The organism is Neisseria zoodegmatis (assembly GCF_900187305.1).
GTDB classification, from domain to species: Bacteria; Pseudomonadota; Gammaproteobacteria; order Burkholderiales; family Neisseriaceae; genus Neisseria; species Neisseria zoodegmatis.
On record NZ_LT906434.1, the window covers coordinates 2,274,515 to 2,298,578 of the forward strand.

At 52.5% G+C, this 24,064-nt stretch carries 21 protein-coding genes, 2 tRNA genes and 2 pseudogenes; 11 read left to right on the top strand and 14 right to left on the bottom strand.

Features of this window, described 5'->3' with window-relative positions; translation table 11 throughout:
- Positions 1-97: 97 nt before the first annotated feature.
- From CKV66_RS10730 to CKV66_RS10770, 9 genes are all read left to right on the top strand, one after another.
- Positions 98-2,089 (top strand): cation:proton antiporter, encoded by a 1,992-nt coding sequence (locus CKV66_RS10730; protein WP_085362755.1) that lies wholly within the window; start codon positions 98-100, stop codon positions 2,087-2,089.
- 56 nt (positions 2,090-2,145) lie between these two features.
- Positions 2,146-2,221: transfer RNA gene (locus CKV66_RS10735), tRNA-Val, on the top strand.
- Between the two features lie 12 nt (positions 2,222-2,233).
- Positions 2,234-2,310, top strand: a tRNA-Asp gene (locus tag CKV66_RS10740).
- 395 nt (positions 2,311-2,705) lie between these two features.
- On the top strand, positions 2,706-2,957 hold the full coding sequence (locus tag CKV66_RS10745; protein ID WP_085362754.1) for an NGO_0222 family membrane protein: 252 nt from the start codon (positions 2,706-2,708) through the stop codon (positions 2,955-2,957).
- Complete coding sequence (gene rdgB / locus CKV66_RS10750) at positions 2,950-3,558, top strand: RdgB/HAM1 family non-canonical purine NTP pyrophosphatase (protein WP_085362753.1); 609 nt, start codon at positions 2,950-2,952, stop codon at positions 3,556-3,558. Before CKV66_RS10745 ends, rdgB begins: the two co-directional genes overlap by 8 nt.
- 32 nt (positions 3,559-3,590) lie before the next feature.
- Positions 3,591-4,091, top strand: coding sequence for a hypothetical protein (locus CKV66_RS10755; protein ID WP_085362752.1), 501 nt, complete (start codon positions 3,591-3,593; stop codon positions 4,089-4,091).
- Between the two features lie 96 nt (positions 4,092-4,187).
- Positions 4,188-4,679 (top strand): hypothetical protein, encoded by a 492-nt coding sequence (locus CKV66_RS10760; protein WP_095197884.1) that lies wholly within the window; start codon positions 4,188-4,190, stop codon positions 4,677-4,679.
- Between the two features lie 6 nt (positions 4,680-4,685).
- Positions 4,686-5,861 (top strand): radical SAM family heme chaperone HemW, encoded by a 1,176-nt coding sequence (gene hemW / locus CKV66_RS10765; protein ID WP_085362750.1) that lies wholly within the window; start codon positions 4,686-4,688, stop codon positions 5,859-5,861.
- Positions 5,862-6,120: 259 nt separating this feature from the next.
- On the top strand, positions 6,121-9,375 hold the full coding sequence (locus tag CKV66_RS10770; RefSeq protein ID WP_085362749.1) for a DUF2339 domain-containing protein: 3,255 nt from the start codon (positions 6,121-6,123) through the stop codon (positions 9,373-9,375).
- 198 nt (positions 9,376-9,573) lie between these two features.
- Here the strand turns inward: CKV66_RS10770 and CKV66_RS10775 are convergent, their stop codons facing one another.
- The 11 genes and pseudogenes from CKV66_RS10775 to CKV66_RS10820 form a co-directional block, all read right to left on the bottom strand.
- On the bottom strand, positions 9,574-9,759 hold the full coding sequence (locus tag CKV66_RS10775; RefSeq protein WP_085362748.1) for a zf-HC2 domain-containing protein: 186 nt from the start codon (positions 9,757-9,759) through the stop codon (positions 9,574-9,576).
- Between the two features lie 28 nt (positions 9,760-9,787).
- Positions 9,788-10,360, bottom strand: coding sequence for a sigma-70 family RNA polymerase sigma factor (locus CKV66_RS10780; RefSeq protein ID WP_085362901.1), 573 nt, complete (start codon positions 10,358-10,360; stop codon positions 9,788-9,790).
- Between the two features lie 101 nt (positions 10,361-10,461).
- Complete coding sequence (locus CKV66_RS10785; RefSeq protein ID WP_085362747.1) at positions 10,462-11,202, bottom strand: HvfC family RiPP maturation protein; 741 nt, start codon at positions 11,200-11,202, stop codon at positions 10,462-10,464.
- The gene (locus CKV66_RS10790; protein ID WP_085362900.1) at positions 11,192-12,040 is read right to left on the bottom strand and encodes an HvfB family MNIO-type RiPP peptide maturase; all 849 of its coding nucleotides are present in this window, start codon (positions 12,038-12,040) and stop codon (positions 11,192-11,194) included. The genes CKV66_RS10785 and CKV66_RS10790 overlap by 11 nt, the downstream gene beginning before the upstream one ends.
- A gap of 166 nt (positions 12,041-12,206) precedes the next feature.
- Positions 12,207-12,266: pseudogene (locus tag CKV66_RS12905) on the bottom strand (HvfA family oxazolone/thioamide-modified RiPP metallophore); the annotation flags it as partial.
- Positions 12,267-12,272: 6 nt separating this feature from the next.
- Positions 12,273-12,548: pseudogene (locus CKV66_RS10795) on the bottom strand (HvfA family oxazolone/thioamide-modified RiPP metallophore); the annotation flags it as partial.
- Positions 12,549-12,660: 112 nt separating this feature from the next.
- Entirely contained in the window at positions 12,661-13,005 is a 345-nt protein-coding gene (locus tag CKV66_RS10800; protein WP_085362745.1) for an HvfA family oxazolone/thioamide-modified RiPP metallophore, read from the bottom strand.
- Between the two features lie 78 nt (positions 13,006-13,083).
- Positions 13,084-13,545 carry an HvfX family Cu-binding RiPP maturation protein gene (locus CKV66_RS10805; protein ID WP_085362744.1) on the bottom strand — a complete coding sequence of 154 codons (462 nt, stop codon included), beginning with the start codon at positions 13,543-13,545 and terminating at the stop codon, positions 13,084-13,086.
- A 285-nt stretch (positions 13,546-13,830) separates the two neighbouring features.
- Entirely contained in the window at positions 13,831-15,264 is a 1,434-nt protein-coding gene (locus CKV66_RS10810; RefSeq protein ID WP_085362743.1) for an efflux transporter outer membrane subunit, read from the bottom strand.
- 3 nt (positions 15,265-15,267) lie between these two features.
- The gene (locus CKV66_RS10815; protein WP_085362742.1) at positions 15,268-18,537 is read right to left on the bottom strand and encodes an efflux RND transporter permease subunit; all 3,270 of its coding nucleotides are present in this window, start codon (positions 18,535-18,537) and stop codon (positions 15,268-15,270) included.
- 9 nt (positions 18,538-18,546) lie between these two features.
- Entirely contained in the window at positions 18,547-19,806 is a 1,260-nt protein-coding gene (locus CKV66_RS10820) for an efflux RND transporter periplasmic adaptor subunit (protein ID WP_085362741.1), read from the bottom strand.
- Positions 19,807-20,040: 234 nt separating this feature from the next.
- Between CKV66_RS10820 and mtrR the strand changes: the two genes are divergently transcribed.
- A complete protein-coding gene (gene mtrR, locus CKV66_RS10825) occupies positions 20,041-20,679 on the top strand; it encodes a multidrug efflux system transcriptional repressor MtrR (protein WP_085362740.1) in 639 nt (212 codons plus the stop codon).
- 110 nt (positions 20,680-20,789) lie between these two features.
- Here mtrR and CKV66_RS10830 read toward each other — a convergent pair whose 3' ends face one another.
- Both CKV66_RS10830 and fba read right to left on the bottom strand, forming a co-directional pair.
- Complete coding sequence (locus tag CKV66_RS10830) at positions 20,790-21,209, bottom strand: RDD family protein (protein ID WP_231990488.1); 420 nt, start codon at positions 21,207-21,209, stop codon at positions 20,790-20,792.
- Positions 21,210-21,315: 106 nt separating this feature from the next.
- Positions 21,316-22,380: a class II fructose-bisphosphate aldolase gene (gene fba, locus CKV66_RS10835; protein WP_085362738.1), complete on the bottom strand. Its 1,065-nt coding sequence runs from the start codon at positions 22,378-22,380 to the stop codon at positions 21,316-21,318.
- A 189-nt stretch (positions 22,381-22,569) separates the two neighbouring features.
- Here fba and CKV66_RS10840 point away from each other — a divergent pair, with 189 nt between their 5' ends.
- Positions 22,570-22,998 carry an acyl-CoA thioesterase gene (locus CKV66_RS10840; RefSeq protein ID WP_085362737.1) on the top strand — a complete coding sequence of 143 codons (429 nt, stop codon included), beginning with the start codon at positions 22,570-22,572 and terminating at the stop codon, positions 22,996-22,998.
- A gap of 70 nt (positions 22,999-23,068) precedes the next feature.
- Here the strand turns inward: CKV66_RS10840 and CKV66_RS10845 are convergent, their stop codons facing one another.
- On the bottom strand, positions 23,069-23,995 hold the full coding sequence (locus CKV66_RS10845; RefSeq protein ID WP_085362736.1) for a LysR family transcriptional regulator: 927 nt from the start codon (positions 23,993-23,995) through the stop codon (positions 23,069-23,071).
- Between the last annotated feature and the right edge of the window lie 69 nt (positions 23,996-24,064).

A 24,064-nucleotide genomic window follows, 5' to 3' on the forward strand; every position in this document is an offset into this window, starting at 1 on the left:
GCACCGATACGGCTATAATAACTGCTAGTTATCATTAAAATATTCTGCCGCTTCCATGTGAGCAGTCGGCCCAACGTTTTACTTCATTGCAACCATCATGCACCATATTTCTCTCGCCCCCATCGTTATCGTATTACTCGTTGCCGTGATTGCGGTGATTTTCTGCCGCAAGTACAACATTCCTTCTATGCTGGGCTATCTGCTGGCCGGCTTTTTGGCCGGCCCCGGCGTGCTGCATCTGATTCCGAAAAACGAAGCCACCGATTATTTGGGCGAAATCGGTATCGTATTTTTGATGTTCAGCATCGGTTTGGAGTTTTCGCTTTCCAAACTGAAAGCCATGCGTCGTTTGGTATTCGGGCTGGGCGGTATGCAGATCGTGCTGACCATCGCCGCTGTGATGGTAATTTTGATGGCCACAGGCACCACGTTCAACTGGGCCTTTGCCGTGGCCGGTGCGCTGGCTATGTCGTCCACCGCCATCGTCAGCCGCATCTTGGCCGAAAAAACCGAATTGGGGCAAACCCACGGCCAAATGGCAATGGGCGTGTTGCTGATGCAGGATATTGCCGTTGTACCGCTGATGATTCTGCTGCCCGCACTGGCCGGCGGCAACAGCGGTAATTTATGGCTGGAATTGGTGCTGGCCGCGCTGAAAATGATTGTGACTTTAGGCGTGCTGTTTTTCGTAGGCAGCCGCATCATGACGCCGTGGTTCCGCCTCGTCGCCAAACGCAAATCATCCGAACTCTTCATGATCAACGTGCTGTTGGTCACGCTCGGTGTAGCCTACTTGACCGAATTAGAAGGCTTGTCGCTGGCTTTGGGCGCATTTGTGGCAGGTATGCTGCTCTCCGAAACCGAATACCGCTTTCAGGTTGAAGACGACATCCGCCCGTTCCGCGACATTCTGCTCGGCTTCTTCTTCATTACCGTCGGCATGAAGCTCGACATCCAAGCCTTAATCAACAGCTGGCCTTTGGTGCTGACGCTGCTCGGCTTGCTGATTGTCTTAAAAGCGCTTATCGTTTTCGCCATCGCCTTCCGCATGAAACACTCTACTGCCGACAGCCTCAAAGCCGCTTTATATCTGGCTCAAGGCGGGGAATTCGGTTTCGTGATCTTAGCCATTTCCAGCAAAATCAACATGGTTTCGCTTGAATTGGAACAAGCCGCCACCGCCGCCGTGCTGCTTTCGATGGTCATCGCCCCCTTTATCTTAAACAGCAGCGACAAATTGGTCGGCAGATGGGTAAAATCAAGTTGGGATATGAAAGCCGTCGATCTGCAAAACATGCTGATTGCCGCCATGAACCAATCGAACCACGCCCTTATCATCGGCTACGGCCGCGGCGGTCAAACCATCGGCCGTATTTTGGCGGCGGAGAACATCCCCTACTACGCACTTGACCTCGATGCCGAGCGCGTACGCGTTGCCCGCAGCGCCGGCGAACCCGTTTCTTTCGGCGATGCCAAGCGGTGCGAAGTGCTCGAAGCCGCCGGCTTGAACCGAGCCAGCATGGTTATCATCACCCTCAACAACATGCACGAAACCCAGCATGTGCTCGACAACATCATGAGTGCGCGCCCCACCATGCCGGTATATGTGCGCGCCATCAGCGATGATTATCTGCAAAAATTTACCCAAATCGGCGCCGAAGAAGTGGTGTCAGACACCAAAGAAACCAGCCTTGCCTTGGCTTCATACGCACTTTTGCAATCCGGCCTGCCCTATCAGAAAGTTTCCCAAATTATTTTGAACATCCGCCGCAGCCGCTATGCCATGGTGTCGGATTTATTCAGCGGCAGCGATGATTCCGAAAACGTCGACGATGAAAACAGCCACATCACCCGCCATGCGTTTGCCCTGACAAACGAAGCCTATATCGTCGGCAAACATACCGATGCCCTGCCCCTGCATCAATTGAATATCAAATTACTGTTTGTACGCCGGCACACGCACCGCATTCAAGATTTTGAAGAGGATTTCCTGTTTGAACCCAACGACATCTTGATTGTTGCCGGACACAAAGAAAAAATAATTTCGTTTGAAAACTGGTGCCTACAAGGAAACTCGACATTTCCTTAAAAAAACACTTGCACCACAGACTGAGATTTGGTTTAATCACGTTCTCGCAACGACACGGGTGATTAGCTCAGTTGGTAGAGCGTCTGCCTTACAAGCAGAATGTCGGCGGTTCGACTCCGTCATCACCCACCAAGTTTCTTGTGCGGAGTGGTAGTTCAGTTGGTTAGAATACCGGCCTGTCACGCCGGGGGTCGCGGGTTCGAGCCCCGTCCACTCCGCCAAATATTTAACAAAACAGCACAGATTTTTCTGTGCTGTTTTGTTTTTTAGCCTCATTTCAGACATGGGCAATTGCCGCTTTCTAACATTTAGCCGACTGCTTCGACAAATATTTAAATCGTGAACAGATATTTAAATCGTGCGTATTAACTCACTTGACCGTTTGCCTACATCATAAAAATGAGGCCGTCTGAAAAACTATTTTCAGACGGCCTCAATCCTTAGGTTCTATCAACACCGCAAATAAGCTATTCTTCACAGCATATTAATATGAGTGCTCTATAAAATTTCATCTATCCATCACATTTCCATAAAAAATCCCACCGCACATCAAAGCATACCTTCCTTCCCTTCATCCGCTATAATGCCCGCTTTCTACAAACCATCTCCAACGCTTATGAACGCCCGCAAAACCTATCTGCTCGGCATCGCCTTTTTTACCTTGCTATTCATGGCTTTAGTATTGCTGGGAAGCTGGCTGCTCTCGATTGAAAGCAAACAGTTTGCCGTCGCCAGCTTTTTATTTGCGTTTGCCGCCGTGTTCGGTCAGATTGCCTGTCTCGCCCTCTATATCCGCCAAGTGGCACGGAACAAAGCCATCCAAGCCGCGCGTATGCAGGCGGAACAACAGGAAAACAAACATGTTTAAGCAAATCGTTTTGGCCAGCGGCAATGCCGGCAAGCTCAAAGAATTTACCCGCTGGTTTGCAGGCCGCCATATCGAAGTGCTGCCGCAATCCGCATTCAACGTGCCCGAATGCCCCGAACCGCACGTTACCTTTATCGAAAACGCCATCGCCAAAGCGCGCCATGCCTGCAAACACAGCGGCAAACCGGCATTGGCCGACGACAGCGGCATCTGTGCACCTGCTTTGGGTGGCGCGCCCGGCGTTTATTCGGCACGCTTCGCCGGCGAAAACCCGAAATCCGATGCCGCCAACAATGCCAAATTGTCTGCCGAACTGGCCGACAAGACCGATCAAAGCTGCTATTACGTTTGCGTGCTGGTTTTGGTGCGCCATGAAAACGATCCGCAGCCGATTATCGCCGAAGGCATCTGGCGCGGCGTTTGGCAGCAGCAGGCGGCGGGGGAAAACGGCTTCGGCTACGACCCGCATTTTTACCTGCCCGAGTTGGGCTGCACCGCCGCCGAACTTGACCCCGATACCAAAAACCGCCTCAGCCACCGCGGGTTGGCATTAGAAGAATTAAAGAAAAAGATAGATTTGCTGTATCCCGACAATCCATAAAACTATAAAAACAGGCCGTCTGAAAACTTATCATGACTCCGAAGCAAATTACTACTATCGTTATCCGTTTACTGATTTTTTATTCGTTTTTGCGCTTTGTAGGCGTTTCTTTTTCTTCAATATTAGCGCATGTAGAAATTATTTTACGGGAGGAAGATGCCGTTTATCTGCTCTTGCTGGAAATAGTGCTTTTCTTTGTTTGGATTGCCGTATGGGGACTATTGTGGAAATTTGCACCGCGCATTGCCGAAAAAGTTTTGCCCGCATACAGCGAAGAGAAGGTAAATATGCCTCAAAGCCCTGCCCTGTGGTTAAACACCGGATTGGTTTTGATGGGGATATGGATGGCAGTTCCGGCTCTAGCCAATTTGAGCATCGATCTTTACTATGCTTTTGCGGCTACGGTCTCAATCGGCACAAGCACCGTTTCTTCACGGGCTATTACATACAACGGCATAACCATGATTTGCGGGCTGGCCTTATGCCTAAAACCGACTTTATTTAGTAAGCTCATTCGAAAAGTGGCTTCGTAATATTTTTGATGAGGCCGTCTGAAAACCCCATATTCACTTTTCAGACGGCCTCCAAGCACTTACTCGTTTTTCAAATAAATATTCAGAAAATTTGCTATGTCTCCCAAACAAATATTGATTGTTGCCATCCGTCTTTTTGTTATCGTGTGGTGTATCCATACCATCAATTCAGGATTTGTCGGTATGAATGCTTTTGATGGAAACTTCTCACCTTGGCAAATGGTTCCTCTTTATCTCGTCTATGCGGTCTGCTGGCTGGTGCTGTGGTTTTTTCCGGCTACGATTGCCAATATTCTGCTGCCCCAAGTCCAACAGGAACAACAAATCATGCCCAAACACCCTGCACCGTGGCTGACGACAGGCATTATCCTGATCGGTATTTTGACATTGTCCAACGCATTGAGAGACGGCATTTATTGGTTCAGCCTTTACCAAGCGTTTACCAATACTTATCAAACAGATGTATGGAAGATGCTTTCTGCCGATCAATCGTCGGCCATTATCATGACGGCGGCTGAACTCGTTATCGGCCTCATATTGGTTTTCCGCGCACCACAAATCAACCGCCTGATTCAAAAAGCTTTATAAAAATTCATGTCTCAAATCACTTTTTCCCAACCCGGCTACCTTACCGCCCTGCCCCCCTTATCGCTCTACATCCACATCCCGTGGTGCGTGCGCAAATGCCCGTATTGCGACTTCAACTCGCACCAAGCCAAGAGTGATTTGGCCGAACAAGCCTATGTTGATGCGCTGCTGGCCGACCTGCAAACCGAACTGCCCAACGTGTGGGGGCGGCCCGTCGAAACGATTTTTATCGGCGGCGGCACGCCCAGCCTGTTTCAGGCGGCCTCGATAGACCGTCTACTCAGCGGCATCCGTTCGCTTGTCAAGCTGCAACCGCAAGCCGAAATCACGCTCGAGGCCAATCCGGGCACGTTTGAAAAAGAGAAATTTCAAGGGTTTAAAGACGCAGGCATCACGCGGCTTTCTATCGGCGTACAGAGTTTCAACGATGCCGCACTCGGCGCATTGGGGCGCATCCACAACCGCAGCGAAGCCCTGAATGCCATTGAAACCGCCCTCGGCCTGTTTGAAAAAGTGAACGTCGATATCATGTATGCGCTGCCGAACCAAACCGTTCAGACGGCCTTATCCGACATCCGCACCGCCATTGCCACCGGCGCAAGCCACATCAGCGCCTACCATTTGACGATGGAGCCGAACACGCCCTTCGGCCATACACCGCCGAAAGGCCTGCCGCAAGACGAAACGGCGCAAGATATCGAAGATGCCGTTCACGCCGAGCTTTTAAGCGCAGGTTTCGAGCATTACGAAACTTCCGCCTTCGCCCGCCACAACCATCAATGCCGCCACAACCTCAATTATTGGCAGTTCGGCGACTACATCGGCATCGGTGCGGGCGCGCACGGCAAGATTTCCTACCCTACCCGCATCGAACGTACCATCCGCAAGCGCCATCCCAACGATTATCTCGCCGCCATGAAGAGCCACCCTGCCGATGCCATCGAACGCAAAACCGTGGCCGCCGAAGATTTGCCGTTCGAATTCATGATGAACGCGCTGCGCCTGACCGACGGCGTGCCCGCCGCATGGCTGCAAGAGCGCACCGGCATCTCGCCCGCGCACATCGCCGCACAAATCCGCACCGCGCAACAGCAAGGGCTGCTGGATACCGACCCGCAATTTTTCAGGCCGACCGAACTGGGGCAGCGGTTCCTCAACGACTTGCTGCAATGTTTTTTATAAAAGCGTTTGCCGAAGCTGAAGCGAAACGAGGCCGTCTGAAAAAATCAAACGGCCTTAACGCAAGCACATCGTTGATATATAAAGTGTAAGCAGAATAACGGTCTGCTTACACTTCATTTTTACTTGCCGCCATATCAAGCACGCCGAAATATTCCCAAGCATAACGATTAATTTAAAAACAAACCGATTAACATCCGGCCAACAAGGCAAGCTGCGGCTCTCTTTATAATGTCGTCAACATATTTATGAAAGTTAAACCATGATGCAGTATTTAGGTTTTTTGATACCGGTTTTACTCGCTTATTTCTTCGGCGATATTTGGCAAGGCATCGTACTCGGTTCGATGTGTTGGTTTGTTGTCGGTGCAATCAAAAAAAGTACCGAAAGACAACAACGTGAAGACTGGGAAGCCCGGCTCGCTAAAGTCGAAACCGAGCTGGCGGCTTTAAAACAACAACTGCCGCAGGCTGTGCGCGACGGTGTTTTATCCGAAGCCCAGCCCCAACCTGCTCCGTCGTTGAGGCCGTCTGAAATGGCAGCACCTGCCCAAAATAGCGTGATGGCACAGGTAGCACAGCCCGCTCAAAAAACTTTTCAGACGGCCTCTCCCGCCGCTGAAATGGTTCAACACAATAAACCTGCCGTTGTACTTGAGAAAAAAGACATGGCCGAACCGGCAAATGCACAGCCGACCACATCTTTCCAACGCGAAGCGGTCATCAAGCCAAGCTCTCCCGTTTCCACTGAAACTTTTACCGAAAAAACAGCGGCAACCACAACACCCGATACGCCTGAGACGCCTGAACAACCGGCCAAAGAGCATCCGATACAGGCATGGTTTATGCGCGGCAATCCTTTGCTGAAAACCGGTATCGTGGTGCTGTTCCTCGGCTTGGCCTTCCTGCTGCGTTTAGCTTCCGAATACATCTACATCCCCATCGGCGCGCGTTATGCAGCAGTCGGCGCGGCGGGCTTGGTGGCTACGTTGGCAGGCTGGAAACTGCAAAAACGCAAGCGTGATTACGGTTTGATTTTGCAGGGCTTCGGCGTTGCGGTTATGTATCTAACGTCGCTGGCCGCTTTGAAACTGCATCCCTTACTGCTCGCACCGGTCGTCTTCGCCGTGATGGTGGCGCTGGTGGTGTTGATGGCGGCATTGGCCGTGCGGCAAAACGCTTTGGTGTTGGCGCAAGTAGCCTTAATCGGCGGCATGGCGGTACCGTTGCTGGTTTCAGACGGCAGCGGCCGCTATATGGTGCTGTTCTCTTATCTGGCTTTACTGAACACCGGCGTGGCAGGCATCGCTTGGTTTAAGGCTTGGCGTTCGCTTAACCTGACCGGTTTTATCGGCACGTTTACCATCGGCGCATTGTGGGGCGCGCAGGCTTATACGCCGCAACACTTTGCCACTACCGAGCCGTTCCTGATTTACCACTGGCTGCTGTACACGCTGATTGCGTGCCTGTTTGCCCGCAAGGTATTGCAGGAAAAACACCATGAACCCAAAGCCGAACTGCCCGCCGACAATGCTTCGTTGGAGCAAATCTTCAAAAACATCATCACCCACGGCGCGCATATCAATGTGTTGGACAGCGCCTTGCTGTTCGGCACGGCTTTTGTGGCTTACGGCCTGCAATACCGAATGGTAGCCGCATGGGAAAACGCCGCCGCGTGGTCGGCATTGGGTTTTGCTGCCGTTTATGCGCTGTTTGCTTTGCGCTTTGCCCGTGCCGGTGCGGAAATGCTGGTGATGAAACAGGCGTTTAGCTTGCTGGCTTTCCTATTTGCGACGCTGGCCGTACCGCTGGCTTTCGACCAACAATGGACGGCTGCGACATGGACGCTTGAAGCGGCTTTGGTGTACACCTTCGGCATCCGCCAGCAGCAACCTCCCGCCCGCCTCAGCGCCGTCGGCGTGTATATATTGGCAGCGCTGACGCAGCTCTCCACCTACCGCGCGGGCGCAGAAACCGTGCTTTCAGGCTCGCTGCTCGGCACCTTGCTGGTCGCTGCGGGCGGCGGCTGGATGTATTTCCAACACATCAAACGGCAAAAAGCCGCGGCTGAATGGGAAAACAATGCACAAAACGCGATTTTGACTTTGGTTTTGCTGCACGTTTCCTTAGTGCCCTTATTGCTGTGGGACAAAACCGGCAGCATGATTGCCTTCGCCGTATTGGCGGCTGTTTGCTCACTTATCCAACGCAAACGACAGCAAATCATCTTTACCGTGTTTACATTGCTGTACGGCGCGTATGTGCTTGCAGTCAGCTCCATGCTGATTCAAGACGAACACTCGGCCTCAGCGCCGTGGCTCCTCCTCTGCGCCTTGCTGCTCGGCACGGCGGCTTACGGCTTCCATACGCCTAAATACCGACCCGCTTATCCATCTTTGCACGACACCCATTCTCTCGGCGGCTGGGCAATGATGGCCGTTTCATTATGGCTGGGCTGGCACGGCTTGTCTGAAAGCATGGAGTTACTGGACTACGACCTGTGGATGTGGATGCGCTGGATACCGATTATTCTGTTCGCCCCGTTTGCCTTTACCGCCCGCAAACTGGATTGGCAGCAGGCAAAAACCGCCTCATTGGCGTTCGGCATCATCTTCGGCCTGCAAACGCTTTCAGACTTTCTCTCCCACTTACACCAACCGCTTTCAGACGGCCTCTTGTTGTTGGTCGGCACGGCTTTGTACGTTTATATTCTGAACATGCAAACCCTGCATCCGTCTATCAATGCGATGTATCAACGCGCAGGCTTGCTGATCTTCGGCGCATGTTGGACATGGCTGGTCAGCAGCAGCGTTTTTCTTCATTTCAACGGCGTGTGGATACAGCTTGCATGGCTGGCCGTACCGCTGGCCGCATGGCTGTATTTCCAGTCGTCCAAAACCATCGGGCCGGTTAAACGCCATCCCCAGATTTACCGGCATTTCGGCAGCCAAGTCTGCGCGCTGTACGCCGCCGGCTGGCTGCTGTGGGTGAACTTCTCCACGCCTCACGCCCCTGCGCCCCTGCCCTACTTGCCTGCCATCAATCCGCTGGAGCTTTCCATCATCGCCTTAATCTGGCAATACCTGCACCAACCGTACACATGGGTACCGCAGGAATGGTCTGCCGAAGCCAAGCGCCAAATTTTGGCGGCACCCGTATTGCTGGCCTTTATCTCGCTCAGTGCCGGCGTGATGCGCGCGTGGCACTTCTTCGGCAATGTGGCTTGGGATTTCGAAACCCTTACCGCTTCATTCGGCCTGCAAGCCAGCCTCTCCATCGTTTGGTCGGCAGCAGCAATCACACTGATGGTGAACGGCCATCAAAAAGGCCGCCGCATCCGCTGGTTTACCGGCGCGGCATTGATGGGTTTGGTCGTGGCCAAGCTGTTTTTGGTCGAACTTGGCAACAGTGGGGGCATCGCGCGCATCGTCTCTTTCATCGGCGTCGGCCTGCTGCTCTTGTTAGTGGGTTGGTTTGCTCCCGTTCCGCCTAAAGACGAAACCGATCCGCAATCCTAAAGCAACATAACCAAAGGCCGTCTGAAAACGAACTTTGCGGGTTCCGCAAAAACATTTTCAGACGGCCTTAGTTATTCGATTCAATCAGGAAACCCTACAACTTCGGTTTCACACTACTACGCTTTTCTTCGCTCCCGCATCGATTCAAAGCACAACGCTTCAATATACAAGAGGCGGATGCAAAATGTATCCGCCTTCTTATTCCTGATCTCTTTTACGCTGCCAGTTGCCGATATTCTGTCGGATAAACAGCATCTGTTTGCGGTAGCGGCGGCAATGAGCGCACAAGGCCAAATGCAGATACAGTTTACCGCGTTCTGCTATGGTCAATTTACGGTCAAGGCTCTCCGAATACAATGCGCAAGCTTGTTTGCAATTTAACATAGGGTGTTTTCTTCTCTATTCCAACCGTTCAGTTCAAATCAAACCACCTGTGTTGCAGGCAGTCTCTCAGGCCGTTGCGGGCGCGGTGCAGGATAACGTAGCAATTGTCTTTAGTTATATTGAAGCTGCCGCATATTTCGTCGATATCCATGCCCATGATTTCCCGAAGATAAAAGATTCTTGCGGTATCTTCCGGCAAACCCTTGAGGCAGTTTTCCAATGTGCGGAAAAAAGCTTTTTGGTTTGCCGCATCTTCGGGGGCTGCATTCCATTGACGCGGGCTGGCCGATTGCAGCCAATGCCCTTCGTCATTGAAACATTCTTCGTAGCCGTTGTCGATAGCCGCGTTTTCTTCTTGGAGTGCTTCGAGGCTGACGGTGTGTTTGGCGCTGCGGAAATAATCGGTGATTTTGTTTTTGAGGATGGTCATCACCCAGGTTTTTACCCCTGCATCACCGCGAAATTGGCTGTGTTTGTCGATGGCGGTTGCCAGTGTTTCCTGCACGATATCTTCGGCAAGGTATTCGTCGCGCAACTGGATTTTGGCAAAACGCAGAATATCCGGTCTGAGCGACGCCAAAAGTTTCTTAAAATTTTCCATATCGGATTGCTGTGATGAAAGCCGCATATTGTAAAGCTTTTAGAGCTAAAATTCAGCTTTTTTTAGCATAAAATCTCTACGATATAGCCACGCTCCGTTTTTTACTGTTTTTGCGGGGTTTTTTCTACCAACAGCACACCGGCTTCCACCCAGCCGCCCAAGTTATCGCGCAGCCAAGTTTCCACATCCTGCCCGGCAAGGATACTGTTCAAACTGTTCAGCACATTTTCAAAAGTATCCGACTGCCGGCTGAAATGCTCCAGCAAAAACAAATCGGCACCTTCTACTTGGCGGTAATACACTTCGTTGTCGCGGTTGCGCCAAGTGAGCACAATGCTGGGTTCGTCTTCGATAGAAGCCAAATCACTGGCGACAAAATTGCAGTTGTAATGCGCCAATCTTGCTGCGGGCGCCCAAGAAATAACGGCGGTTTCATTCCACAGGCCGTCTGAAACGGGCTGAACGGCCGTTTCGGCATGCAGCAGCGCGGTTTCAAAATCCATCATTTCCAACACGTTGTCGGGCAAGCGTTCCGCTCCTTCTTTGCTGCGCACATAGTCGAGAAACTGTGCAGGAATGTCGTTGAAAAACGGCGATTCGGGGCGGGCTTCTATCAGGAAGCGGTGTTGCAAATCCTGCCATAAACCGGCATCGGCAAAACGGCTGCTGTCGCTGAAGCATAAGTCTAAAAAGCTGCGCAGATTATTGCGTACCAAGCGTGTGTAAATGGCGAGGCGTTCCGGTTCGATGCCTTCGGGTGCAGGCTTGGAAGGATCGCGCACATGATCTGCCAACTGTGCCTGAAATTCGGCGCTGCTCACGGCGGTAGGATTATGCAGCATGGCGGGTTTCCTCGGCTTGTTGCTGTATGGCGGCAATGCGGGCGACTTCTGCTTCCAGTTCGGCAAACGGCGGGAAGTTGCTGTCGCGCTCCAGCAGCGTGGGCACGCTGTGCGGCAGAATGCGGCAGGTGTAGTCATACAAATCCCACACATCGGCGCACACGGGCTGGCCGTGGGTGTCGATCAGCAGGTTTTCGCTTTCTTCATCGTGCCCTGCCATGTGCATGTAGGTAACACGGGAAGTGTCCACACGTTTGATGTAGTCTTGCGGTTGCACGATGCCGTGATTGACAGCGTTCACATACACATTGTTCACATCAAGATGAATGTCGCAATCGGCCTCGCGAGCCACGGCATTGAGAAAATCGACTTCATCCATCTCTGCAATCGGGCTGTGGGCGTAATAAGATGTGTTTTCCACGGCGATACGCTGCTCGAGAATATCTTGAACCTGACGGATGCGCGCGGCAGTGTGGCGTACCGATTCTGCGGTAAACGGCAGCGGCAGCAGATCGTAAACATGGCCGAAGTGGCTGCAATAGCTCAAATGCTCGGAGAAGAAGCTGATATCGTATTGGCGCAAAAACGCTTTAACTTGTTTTAAAAACTCGACCTGCAAAGGATCCTGACCACCCAAAGAAAGGGACAATCCGTGACAGGCAACGGGGAAACGTTCGGCAACCGCATCGAATTTTTTGCGCGCCGCACCGCCCATTTTCAACCAGTTTTCCGGAGCGATTTCAATGAAGCGGATGGGGCTGTTTTCACGGTCTAAATTCAAAAAGTCATCGGCCAAACTGCGTTTGTAGCCTAAACCTGCACCATACAGAGTGTTCATTTTTTCTTCCTCGGTCAATTAGGTATATCTGTATCAGAATGCTTCTTCCAAACACATACAAACATGCTGATAGAAAGATACCTGAAAAAAGGAAAGGCCGTCTGAAAGGATACGACGGCCTTCCGTCAATTTAAGGGTATTTAAGAAGGATCAACACATCAAGGGATTAGCCGCCGCACTTACCTTCGCCGCATTTACCCTCGCCGGCTTTAACCGGTTTTTTCTTGCCGTGAGCGCCGCATTTGCCCTCACCACATTTACCTTCGCCTGCTTTGGCAGATTTTTTACCGTGTGCGCCGCACTTGCCCTCACCGCATTTACCTTCGCCGGCTTTGGCAGATTTTTTACCGTGAGCGCCGCATTTACCTTCGCCGCAAGCACCTTCATTGGCTTTTTTCTCGGCAGATACAGGCGGTTTAACAGCGGTTTTACCGTGAGCCACGGCCGCTTGGCTGCCCAACAGAGCCAGCGCGCCGGCCAATGCGATTAAAGATGATGTCTTTTTCATGTTCAAACTCCTTCAATGATTTTAACAACCGACAAAAAATAATTTGATTGGTCAGGCCGTCTGAAAAAGTGTCGGCAATAGGTTTTCAGACGGCCTCAAAGCTCGGAAAAGCTTATTTGCTGCCGCATTTGCCTTCGCCGCATTTACCTTCTTCAGCTTTGCTGCCGGCTTTAGAAGCGGCGCCGCATTTGCCTTCGCCACATTTGCCTTCTTCGGCTTTGCTACCGGCTTTAGAAGCAGCACCGCATTTGCCTTCGCCGCACTTGCCTTCTTCGGCTTTGCTGCCGGCTTGAGAAGCGGCACCGCATTTGCCTTCGCCACATTTGCCTTCGTCGGCTTTAGATGATGAAGCCGCACTTGCCGCAGCAGCGGTCGGTGCAGACTGTTTGTTGTCGTCCTGACAACCGGCCAAAGCCAACAAACCTGCCAAAGCAATTAAAGAGGAAGTGGTTTTCATGTTTCAATACTCCTGAATTTACTGTTTAAAATGGATACTTAATAAAAGGAAAATACTACTTGTCTATCTCAAACGAACTTATACGGGAATGTTTTTGCCTTTTTGCTTGAAAAGCGCGTAATCCAGCGATAAACGTCCCATGCCTTGCAACACCAGCGGCAGCAGAGCCACCAGATAAATCAATGCCATTTTGTAGCCGTTGTCGCACACGTTGTAACCGTTGCCGCCGTGTACGGCAATCCACGCTACGGCGGTAACCACCATCAATGCCAGCGAACCCCAGCGGCCGAATAATCCGAGCACTAGCAACACGGGCACGACCAGCTCCGCGCCCATCGCCGCCGCCCAGCTGAAATCAACGGGAAGCAAATTGAAAGGAAACGGAAAATCTTGTTGGATACCGGCAAACCAGTTGGTGCCGTTCCATTTTTCTACACCGGCTTCCCAAAATTCATAGGCGATAAACAGACGCAAACCCAATAAAGCAATGTCTTTGCCCCATGTTTCCGAAAAGCGGTTCAAACAGTTTGTTTTACTCATGATATTTAATCTGTAACGGTTAATCTGTGATTCATGCTCGAATAGACGCGGCCTCTGCCGATTTCTTACACGCCCGACACATTTTCCTGACTAAATAATCATAAGCACATGATTTCAATACGAATTATATATCTATTAAATCAGATACGGATATGCAAAATACAAAAAACGTTTCTACAAACAGACTCAGGCCGTCTGAAAACCGGCAGCATCGCGGCGGAGTAGCCGGATTTAAGGATGCTGTTTCGAATTTTCAGACGGCCTGATAATGATGCCGAAGCGACCTTAATGTGAAGTATCGTTTTCGGTGTAGCGTTTCAAACCGCCACCCAAGGCTTTATACAAATCAGCCAGATTTTCCAATCGGGTTCTTTCGATACTGAGCAAGGCAGTATCCGCGCCATAGCTGCTGCGCTCGGCGTCCAACAAATCCAGAGCGCTGGATACGCCGTGTTTGTAACGCAGGCGAACCAAGCGTAAGTAGTCGGCATAAGACTTGCCTTGTTTCGCGGCGGCGGCATAGCGTTTGTCCAGTTGCTCCCGCGCCACCAAAGCATTGGAAACATCGCGGAAGGCATTTTGGACGGCAGCTTCGTAGTTCACCACCTGAATCTGCTTGCGGATTTTGGCCGCATCCAAATTGGCCTTATTGCTGCCCCAGTTGAAAATCGGCAGGTTGATTGACGGAGCAAACGCCCAAGTGCTGTTGCCGCCTTGAAACAAGCCGCTCAGCTCGGTCGAACCCGTGCCGACGGTGCCGGTCAGCCTGATACTGGGAAAAAACGCCGCGCGCGCCGCACCGATATTGGCATCGGCCTGCTTGAGCGCATATTCGGCAGCACGGATATCGGGGCGGTTGAGCAACACATCGGCGGTCAAACCCGCAGGCAGCTTGCTGATTTTATATTGCTTGCTTAACGGCAAGCCTTCAGGCAAATCATCGGGAAGCTGACGGTTGAGCAACACGGCCAAAGCATTGCGGGCTTGCTCCCTGCTTTGTACCGCTGCTTCATAATCAGCCTGAGCCGCTGCAATCAATGCTTCCTGCTGGCGCACATCTACGGCGGAAATCACGCCGGCTTTGTGTTTCAGCTGGGTCAGCTTATAGGTTTGCTCGCGCGTTTTGAGCACGTTTTGCGCCAGCTTCATGCTCTCTTCCGCATAACGCTCGTTGAAATAGGCTTTGGCCACCGAAGCAATCAGGCTCAAATGTGCCGAATCGCGTGCCGCCGCACTATCGAAATAGCCTTGCTTGGCGGCTTCCGCCGTGCTGCGCACTTTGCCGAACAAATCGATTTCATAAGCCGTAATCCCCAGCCCGACCGTATAAGACGAAGCCACCATCGAACGGCCCGTCGCGCTCAAATCTTCGGCCACCCGCGCCCGCGAACCTGTGCCGGAAGCGTTGATGCCGGGCAGTTGGTCGGCGCGGGCAATCATATATTGTTTGCGCACCGCTTCGGCATTGAGTGCCGCCGCACGCAAATCGGTGTTGCGCTCGAGCGCAATCTCAATCAAACGGTGCAGACGCGGGTCGGCAAAATAATCCTGCCAGCCCAACGAGGCCGCCTGAATTCCGGTTTCGGGGTTTTGGTCGTATTTGAAAGTTTCCGGCACGCTCACTTGCGGCTGCTCGTACTTGGGTATCATGGTACAGGCCGACAAGGCAAAAACCACGGCAGCCGCACCCAAAGCGGGTTTGAAATGAAATATCGTCATGTTTTAATCCTTGTCTTCGTGCAGCATACGCTTTTCTTCTTCGGTCAACTCGGCGCCTGCTTCGGCATCGGCCACATATTTATCCACCAGTTCCGGCGTCATGCCCGCACCGGCGGCATGCAGTTTGGCACGCTCCATTTGGCGCGGGCTGTCTTTAAACAGCTTGCGCACCACCACAAAGAACAGCGGCACAAAAAACACCGACAGCAGCGTACCGATCAACATGCCCCAAAAAACGGTCGTACCGATGGCGCGCTGGCTGGCCGAGCTGGCTCCGGAAGCGATATACAGCGGCACCACGCCCAAAATAAAGGCAAACGATGTCATGATAATCGGACGGAAACGAAGATGTGCCGCCGCCAATGCCGATTCCAACGCACTCTTGCCCTGCGCCTGCAAATCTTTGGCAAACTCGATAATCAGAATAGCGTTTTTCGCACTCAAACCAATCACGGTAATCAAACCGACTCGGAAATAAATGTCGTTGAGGTAAGACGGCGGCGCACCGAACAGGCCGTTAAACAAGTTGCGCCCGCTCACGCCCAGCACAACGCCTAAGAAACCCAAAGGCACCACCAAAATCACCGCCAGCGGAATCGACCAGCTCTCGTAAAGCGCGGCCAACACCAAGAACACGGCGATAATCGCAAACGCATACAGCATAGCCGTTTGCGCACCGCCTCTAACCTCTTCGCGGGATTGGCCGTCCCACTCGAGGCTGTAACCCTGCATTTCATCCACCATGCGTTGCACTTCGGCCATCACTTCGCCCGATGAATAACCGCTTGCGGCCGCACCGCTGATTTTCATCGCAGGATAGCCGTTAAAGCGCACACTCTGCTCCATACCGGTTTGCCATGACACGCTGGCGACGGTAGAAAGCGGCACGGCCACGCCCTGACTGTTCGGCACGGTCAAAGCCAGAATATCCGCAGGCTGCATACGCGCAGACGCATCTGCCTGCACAATCACGCGCTGCAAACGGCCGTTGTTCGGGAAGTCATTCACATAAGAAGAACCGATGGCCGTGGCCAATACCGAACGGATGGCGGAGAAATTCACGCCTTGTGCGGCAGCGGCCTGACGGTCGATTTCGATACGCAACTGCGGCGCATCTTCCAAACCGGAGGCGCGGATGTTGGCAGCGTCAAACATAGGATTTTGGCGCATTTTGCCAATTAACTCGTTGCGTTTGGCCAACAACGCCTGATGACCTGCATTGTTGCGGTCTTGCAGATACATCTCAAAACCGGAGCTGGTACCCAATTCCATAATGGCAGGCGGATTCATCACCAAAGCAAAGCCGTCGCGCACGCTGCCCATCAGCGCGCCGGTAATCTTACCGGCTACTGCCGAAGCACCGCTGCCGGGATCGGTACGCTCTTTCCAGTCTTTCAAGGTCACAAAACCAAAACCCATGTTTTGACCGGAACCGGCAAAGCTGAAGCCCGACACACCGATGAAGTTTTCCACTTCCGGCATAGACGTAATCACTTGATTCGCAACAGCCAGCGTAGCATCGGTACGCTCTTTCGTCGCACCCGAAGGCAGCTGCACCATCATCATCAGACTGCCCTGATCTTCAGTCGGCAAAAACGAGGTAGGAATACGCGTAAACACCCATGCAGCCACGCCCGCCAGCGCCAAATACACCACCATCATGCGCACTGATCGGCGCAACAATTTGGCAACCCAGCTTTCGTAACGGTGGGTGCCGTCTGAAAACTTACGGTTGAACCAGCCGAAGAAGCCTTTCTTCTCAGCATGATGGCCTTTGGGAATCTGCTTGAGCAAAGTGGCGCATAAAGCGGGCGTCAGCGTTAGGGCGAAAAATGCCGAGAACGCAATCGCAATCGCCATCGTAACGGCAAACTGGCGGTAAATATTACCGGTGGCGCCGCTAAACATCGCCAACGGCACAAACACCGACACCAATACCGCCGTAATACCGATTACCGCTCCCGAAATTTGGCTCATGGCTTTTTTGGTGGCCTCAACCGGCGGCAGTCCTTCTTCGGCCATAATCCGCTCGACGTTTTCCACCACCACGATGGCATCATCGACCACAATACCGATCACCAACACCATCGCAAACATGGTCAGCACGTTGATCGACATACCCAAATACCAAATCGAGGCAAACGCGCCCAATAGGGAAATCGGCACCACGATGGTCGGAATCAAGGTATAGCGGATGTTTTGCAGGAACAAGAACATCACCACAAACACCAGCAGCATGGCTTCCAACAATGTGTGTACCACTTTCTCAATAGAAATGCCGACGAATTTTGACGTGTCGTAAGGAGCCGACCACTTCATATCATTGGGGAAATAGCGTTGCAGCTGCTCCATTTTTTCGCGCACCGCCGTCGCTGTGGCCATAGCGTTACCGCTGTTGGAAAGCATCACCGCCATACCCACGGAAGGCTGCCCGTTCAAACGGGTGGACGTGCCGTAGTTTTGGCTGCCCAATTCGATACGGGCAACATCTTTCAGATAAACATTGGCACCGCCGGTGGTCGAGCGCAGAATAATGTTGCCGAACTCTTCAGGCGTACTCAATTGCCCTTGCGCCGTAATCGTGGCCGTAATGGTCTGCCCCTGCGGCGCGGGCAAATCGCCCATCGTGCCGACGGAAAGCTGTGCGTTTTGACTGCTGATGGCAGACGACACATCGGCAAAAGAAAGGTTGAAGTTTTGCAGCTTTTTCGGGTCAACCCACACGCGCATGGCTCGTTGCGAACCAAACAAGCGGGCTTCGCCTACGCCTTCCACACGCTGGATTTCCGGCCTGATGTTGCGCTCCACATAATCGGCAATATCTTCCGTGCTCATGGTTTCAGACGACATCATCAATACCATCAGGAAGTTGGCTTGCGATTTGGAAACGGTAACACCGTTTTGCTGCACGGCAGCCGGCAAAAGTGCCGTGATTTCAGAGAGTTTGTTTTGCACTTCTACCTGTGCCAAATCCTCATCGGTTTCCGGCGTAAAAACCAAGCTGACCGAACCGCCGCCGCTGGATGTGGCATTGGTGGTCATGTAGTCCAAACCTTCCACGCCGTTCATGCTGCGTTCGATAACGGCCAACACGCTGTCTTCCATGACCTGCGCGGAAGCGCCGGGGTAAACGGCCGACAAAGTAATCTTCGGCGCACCCACGGAAGGATATTGCGACACCGGCAAACTTCTGATGCCGATCACACCGGCAATAATCACAAATATCGCGATCACCCATGCAAAAATCGGGCGGTCAATAAAAAATTTAGCCATTGCCGCTCCTTATTTCGCCGCAGAAGCCGGTTTGGCTTGAGAGGCCGTCTGAACACCTGAAGCGGCGGCAGGTTCTTGCGCGGCAGGCTGAGTCCATTCTTTCGGCGTCACTTTTTTGGCCTGCATCATGCCGGCAATCGATGTGCCGTCCACAATCACTTGATCACCTGCCTTGAGGCCGTCTGAAATAATCCAGTTGCTGCCCTGCTGCTGTTCGACTTTAACCACACGCGGTTCCATACCGCCCTGTGCGTTAACGATCATCACGGTATCTTTCTCACCGCGCGTTACCGCCTGTTGGGGCACGACAAACACGTTATCCATATCCGCCAACGGCAGGCTCACGCGCACATACAGGCCGGAAAGCAGGATATTGTCGGGATTCGGCACTTCGGCGCGCAAAGTAACCTGCCCGGTGGTTTCATTCACCGTCGGATCGGCAAACAGCAAGCGGCCTTTGTGGCCGTACACCTTGCCGTTTTCCAGCTTGATATCAACAGCCACCGCACCATTCACCGCTTTCATATTGCCGTCTGCAATATTCTGGCGCAGCTGCATGATGTCGGTGGCAGACTGGGTCACATTCACATACATCGGATTGGTTTGGCGGATGGTCGCCAATTTCACGCCGCCGCTGGGGCTGACTAAAGTGCCTTCGGAAACAAATGATTGGCTGATAAAGCCGGAGATGGGCGCGGTGATGCGGGAATAGTTCACATTAATCTGTGCGGAACGGATGGCCGCCTTAGCTGATTTCACGCCTGCTTCGGCAGAGCGTTTCGCCGCCAGCGCCGCATCGTATTCCTGCTTGCTGATGGCATCGGCCTGCACCAATGGTTTATAGCGCGTAATGTCGGCATCGGCTTTCGCCAAAGATGCTTGTGCGGATGCCAGCTGCGCCCGCGCACTTTCCAAAGATGCGGCATACACCGCGTCGTCCAACTGATAAAGCGGCTGTCCGGCACGCACATAGCTGCCCTCTTGGAACAACCGCTTTTTAATGATGCCGCCTACTTGGGGCATAATGTCCGCAGAACGGTGCGATTCCAACCGCCCCGGCAGCTCCGTGGCAATCGTTACCTGCTGAGGCTGCACCGTCACCACGCCCACCACCGGCGGGGGCGCTTCTTTTTGAGCCGCAGCCGCAGGTTTGCCCGCTGCCGCCTTTTCCTCTTTGCCTTTGCCGCCGCATGCCGACAAGGCCAATGCCGTTGCCGCAGCCAAAGCGGCCAGCCGTATTGTTTTTATTTTATAAGTATGATTAACCATTATTATCCTGTCTTTCCGGTATTGAATATGATGTTTTTCATCAAGAAAATCTGTTGCCGAATTCTGCCGTCATCTTTAGATGGCAACGTGCGGTTACAGTCTTTTTCCGCACAGAAAAAGGCACAATATCAGCATATTAACAACTGGCGAAATTATACATACACTGTTGCATGTTAAAAAGTTCTTTCTTATAATCACCCAAAAAATTTACAAAAAATAACTTCCTTCACTGCCATGAGAAAAACCAAAACCGAAGCCTTGAAAACGCGCGAACACCTGATGCTCGCCGCCTTAGATACTTTCTACGAAAAAGGCGTTTCGCGCGCCTCTCTTAACGAAATCGCCCAAAACGCCGGCGTAACCCGCGGTGCTCTGTATTGGCATTTCAAAAACAAAGAAGACCTTTTCGATGCCCTGTTCCATCGCTTATTCGACGAAGCCCGCTCGCATCTCGAAAAAGACTTAAACAACGACGCCGCCAACATGCGCGAGAGCATGCACACCAGCCTGCTCAATATGTTTCAACGCATGGAAAACGATCCCGTCCACCACAAGTTTTGCAACATCCTTTTTCTTAAGTGCGAACACACCGAGCAAAACCAAACCATCGTGGCCGTTATCCACAAATACCAAAGCATGTGGAACGAGTTGCTCAGCGCCGTGCTGGCACAGTGCATCAAACAAAAATCGCTGCCCGAAAACCTCGACATCCAAGCAGCCGTGATTTACTTTAAAGCCGCGATCGACGGCCTGCTGTACCAATGGCTGCTCAACCCGCAACGGCTGGATTTACAAACCATCGGCCCGCGTTTTGCCGAAACCATCTTCGGCGCGCTCGAACACTGCACGACTTTGCATCAAACGCCTGCTTAAGCTGAAACATACTTTCTCTTAGCACAGAACCAAAGCCATGAAAAAAGGCCGTCTGAAAACGCTACACACGCTTTTTCAGACGGCCTTTAAGTTCTAATCAATGTTGTCAATTAACGGGTATGCACCACAACCGTACCGGCCATTTTATCGTGCCAACCCTGCTTCTCAATATCCAATGCGACCCAGATATAGCCAAGCATCAATACCATTCCTGAAACAATGTAGCCGACATAGCGGATAAACGACTGCCCGAGGCTAATATCTTCGCCCGTTTTCGCATCTACGATTTTCAGGCCGAGCAGCATTTTTCCCGGCGTGGCAGACCTTTTTACCCAAAAACCAATGGTAAACAGCAACGGAAAAATATAGTTCAAAACAATATCCGCCGTACCCAAAGGTGCTATTGTTTCAGTGATGAAATATTCTTCGCCGTAAATCAGATACAGCAAAGGCAGAATAATTGCTAATAGAATCAAGGCATCGATCAAGCTGGCTGCCACACGAATCCAAAATCCGGCGTATTTCATCATTGCTTCCTTTCTCTTCTCTCATATCGGCGCATTGCCACTGTTTATTTGTCCAAAGGCCGTCTGAAAAGTTTTCAGACGGCCTCTTTTAGTAAAATATCAGATTGATTTATCTTACAATTTGATTCAATTCGCCTTTGGCATAGCGGGTAGCCATTTTTTCCAGCGATACCGGTTTGATTTTAGAAGCCTGACCTTCGCAACCGAACGCCACATAGCGGTCAATACAGATTTGCTTCATAGCTTCTACGGTTTTGGCCAAATATTTGCGCGGGTCGAACTCTGCGGGGTTTTCCGCCATAAATTTGCGGATGGCACCGGTGGACGCCAAGCGCAGGTCGGTGTCGATATTCACTTTACGCACGCCGTGCTTGATGCCTTCTACGATTTCTTCCACCGGCACGCCGTAGGTTTCGCCGATGGCGCCGCCGTGTTCGTTAATGATTTTCAGCCATTCTTGCGGCACAGAGCTGGAGCCGTGCATCACGATATGGGTGTTGGGCAGGGCTTCGTGGATTTCTTTGATGCGGTCGATACGCAACACATCGCCTGTGGGCGGACGGGTAAATTTGTACGCGCCGTGGCTGGTGCCGATGGCAATCGCCAATGCGTCCACGCCGGTATCGCGCACGAAACGGGTGGCATCTTCCACGCTGGTGAGCATTTGGTCGTGGGTCAGTTTGCCGACTGCGCCCACGCCGTCTTCTTCGCCGGCTTCACCGGTTTCCAAGTTGCCCAATACGCCGATTTCGCCTTCTACGGAAACGCCGCAGGCATGGGAGAACTCAACTACTTTACGGGTTACTTCCACATTGTATTCATAGGTGGACGGAGTTTTGCCGTCTTCCAGCAGCGAGCCGTCCATCATCACAGACGAAAAACCGAGCTGGATGGAGCGTTGGCACACGTCGGGCGATGCGCCGTGGTCTTGGTGCATCACCACGGGGATATGGGGAAATTCTTCCACGGCGGCCAAAATCAGATGGCGTAAAAAAGGTGCGCCTGCATATTTGCGCGCACCTGCGCTGGCCTGAACGATGACAGGCGCGTTAACTTGGTCGGCGGCTTCCATAATGGCGCGCATTTGTTCGAGATTGTTCACGTTGAAAGCGGGCAAGCCGTAGCTGTTTTCTGCGGCGTGGTCGAGCAGTTGGCGCATGGATACAAGTGCCATATAGAATCCTCCGGGTTGAAAAAGTAAATGAATGACTAAAGCGTAATTATACCAGCTTCACTATTGATAAAACTACACGCGGCAACATAAATAAACGTGCGCTTCGCGCAGCCGGCAAGCAGGCATCGCGCCGGCTTCGGCAATTCGGCTACAATATCCGCCTGTTTAATAGCCAGCAATGGAGCGAGTATGCCCCGCATCAGCGTCCCCCGCCCTGCAAAAGCAGTGTTCCGCACCTCGGTTACGGTACAGATCGGCGACATCAATTACGGCAACCACCTCGCCAACGATGCGGTGCTGCGTATCTGCCACGAATGCCGCATCCGTTGGCTGGCGCAACACGGTTTTACCGAACTCGATGCGGGCGGTGCCGGGCTGATTATGGCCGACGCCGCCGTGCAGTATCTGGCGCAGGCACATCACCGCGATATGCTGGACGTTATCATGGATGTGACCGATATAACCCGCAGTGGGTTCACTTTGCTCTACGACATCCGCCGCGCCGACGACCAACGCGCCATCGCCGCGGTGCAAACGGGCATGGTGTGTTTCGATTACGGCACGCAAAAAATAAGCCGCCTGCCGGAAAGCCTGCGGGCGGTGTGTGAGGCCGTCTGAAAAATTTTCAGACGGCCTATTCATTCAATCAATATATAAACCTTTAGGCGTGCCAAACCGCTACACGCCGCTACATCCCCAGCACACTCAATCCGGGCAAATCGGCGAAGCTGCGGTCGCGCACGATTTGGCAGAAGTTTTCCAAATACGTTTTGCCCGTATCTTCCGCCCGCATGGCGGCGTAAAGCTCGCTTTGCAGGCCGTCTGAAGTAATCTGGCGGGAAATCACATAACCTTTTTCCAAATACGGCATCACTGTCCAATACGGCAGCGCGGCAATACCGCGGCGGCTGGCGACCAATTGGATAATGGCGATGGTCAGCTCGCTGTGGCGGCGCGCCGGATTAACGCCTTTGGGCAGCAGGATTTTGCGCAACAAATCCAGCATATCGTCGGGCACGGGATAAGTAATCAGCGTTTCATCGGCAAAATCTTCCGCTTCCCACACCGCTTTGGCAGCAAGCGGATGGTCTTTCGCACAAATACCGACCATGCCGTAAGCAAATAAAGGCTGGTATGCAATGCCCTGCTGCGGCGCCGCTTCCGAAACAATCGCCAAGTCGGCACGGTGTTGCAGCAGCAGCCCGACCGGATCGGCCTGAAATCCCGACACGATATCCAGCTCCACCTGCGGCCACAACGGGCGGAACTCGCCCATCGCCGGCATCAGCCAATCGAAACAGGTATGGCATTCCACCGCCAGCCGTAGTTCACCCGCCTCGCCTTCGATAATCTGCGCCATATCGCGCTCGGCCGCCGCCACTTGCGGCAGCAGATCATGCGCCAATTGCAGCAGCCGCTCGCCCGCCGGTGTAAAACGCAACGGCGCGGATTTGCGTTCAAACAAAGGCGTATCGTAATAATTTTCCAATGCGCGGATTTGATGCGACAAAGCAGATTGCGTGAGGAACACGCGCTTGGCGGCCAACGATACGCTGCCCGTTTCTTCAAGCGCCAGCAAGGTTTTCAGATGGCGCAGTTCGATGATGGAATCCATGTTTTCAGACGGCCTGACAGATAATTGCTTCAAGACGCGCATATTAAAATAATTCATATTGAAGCGCAA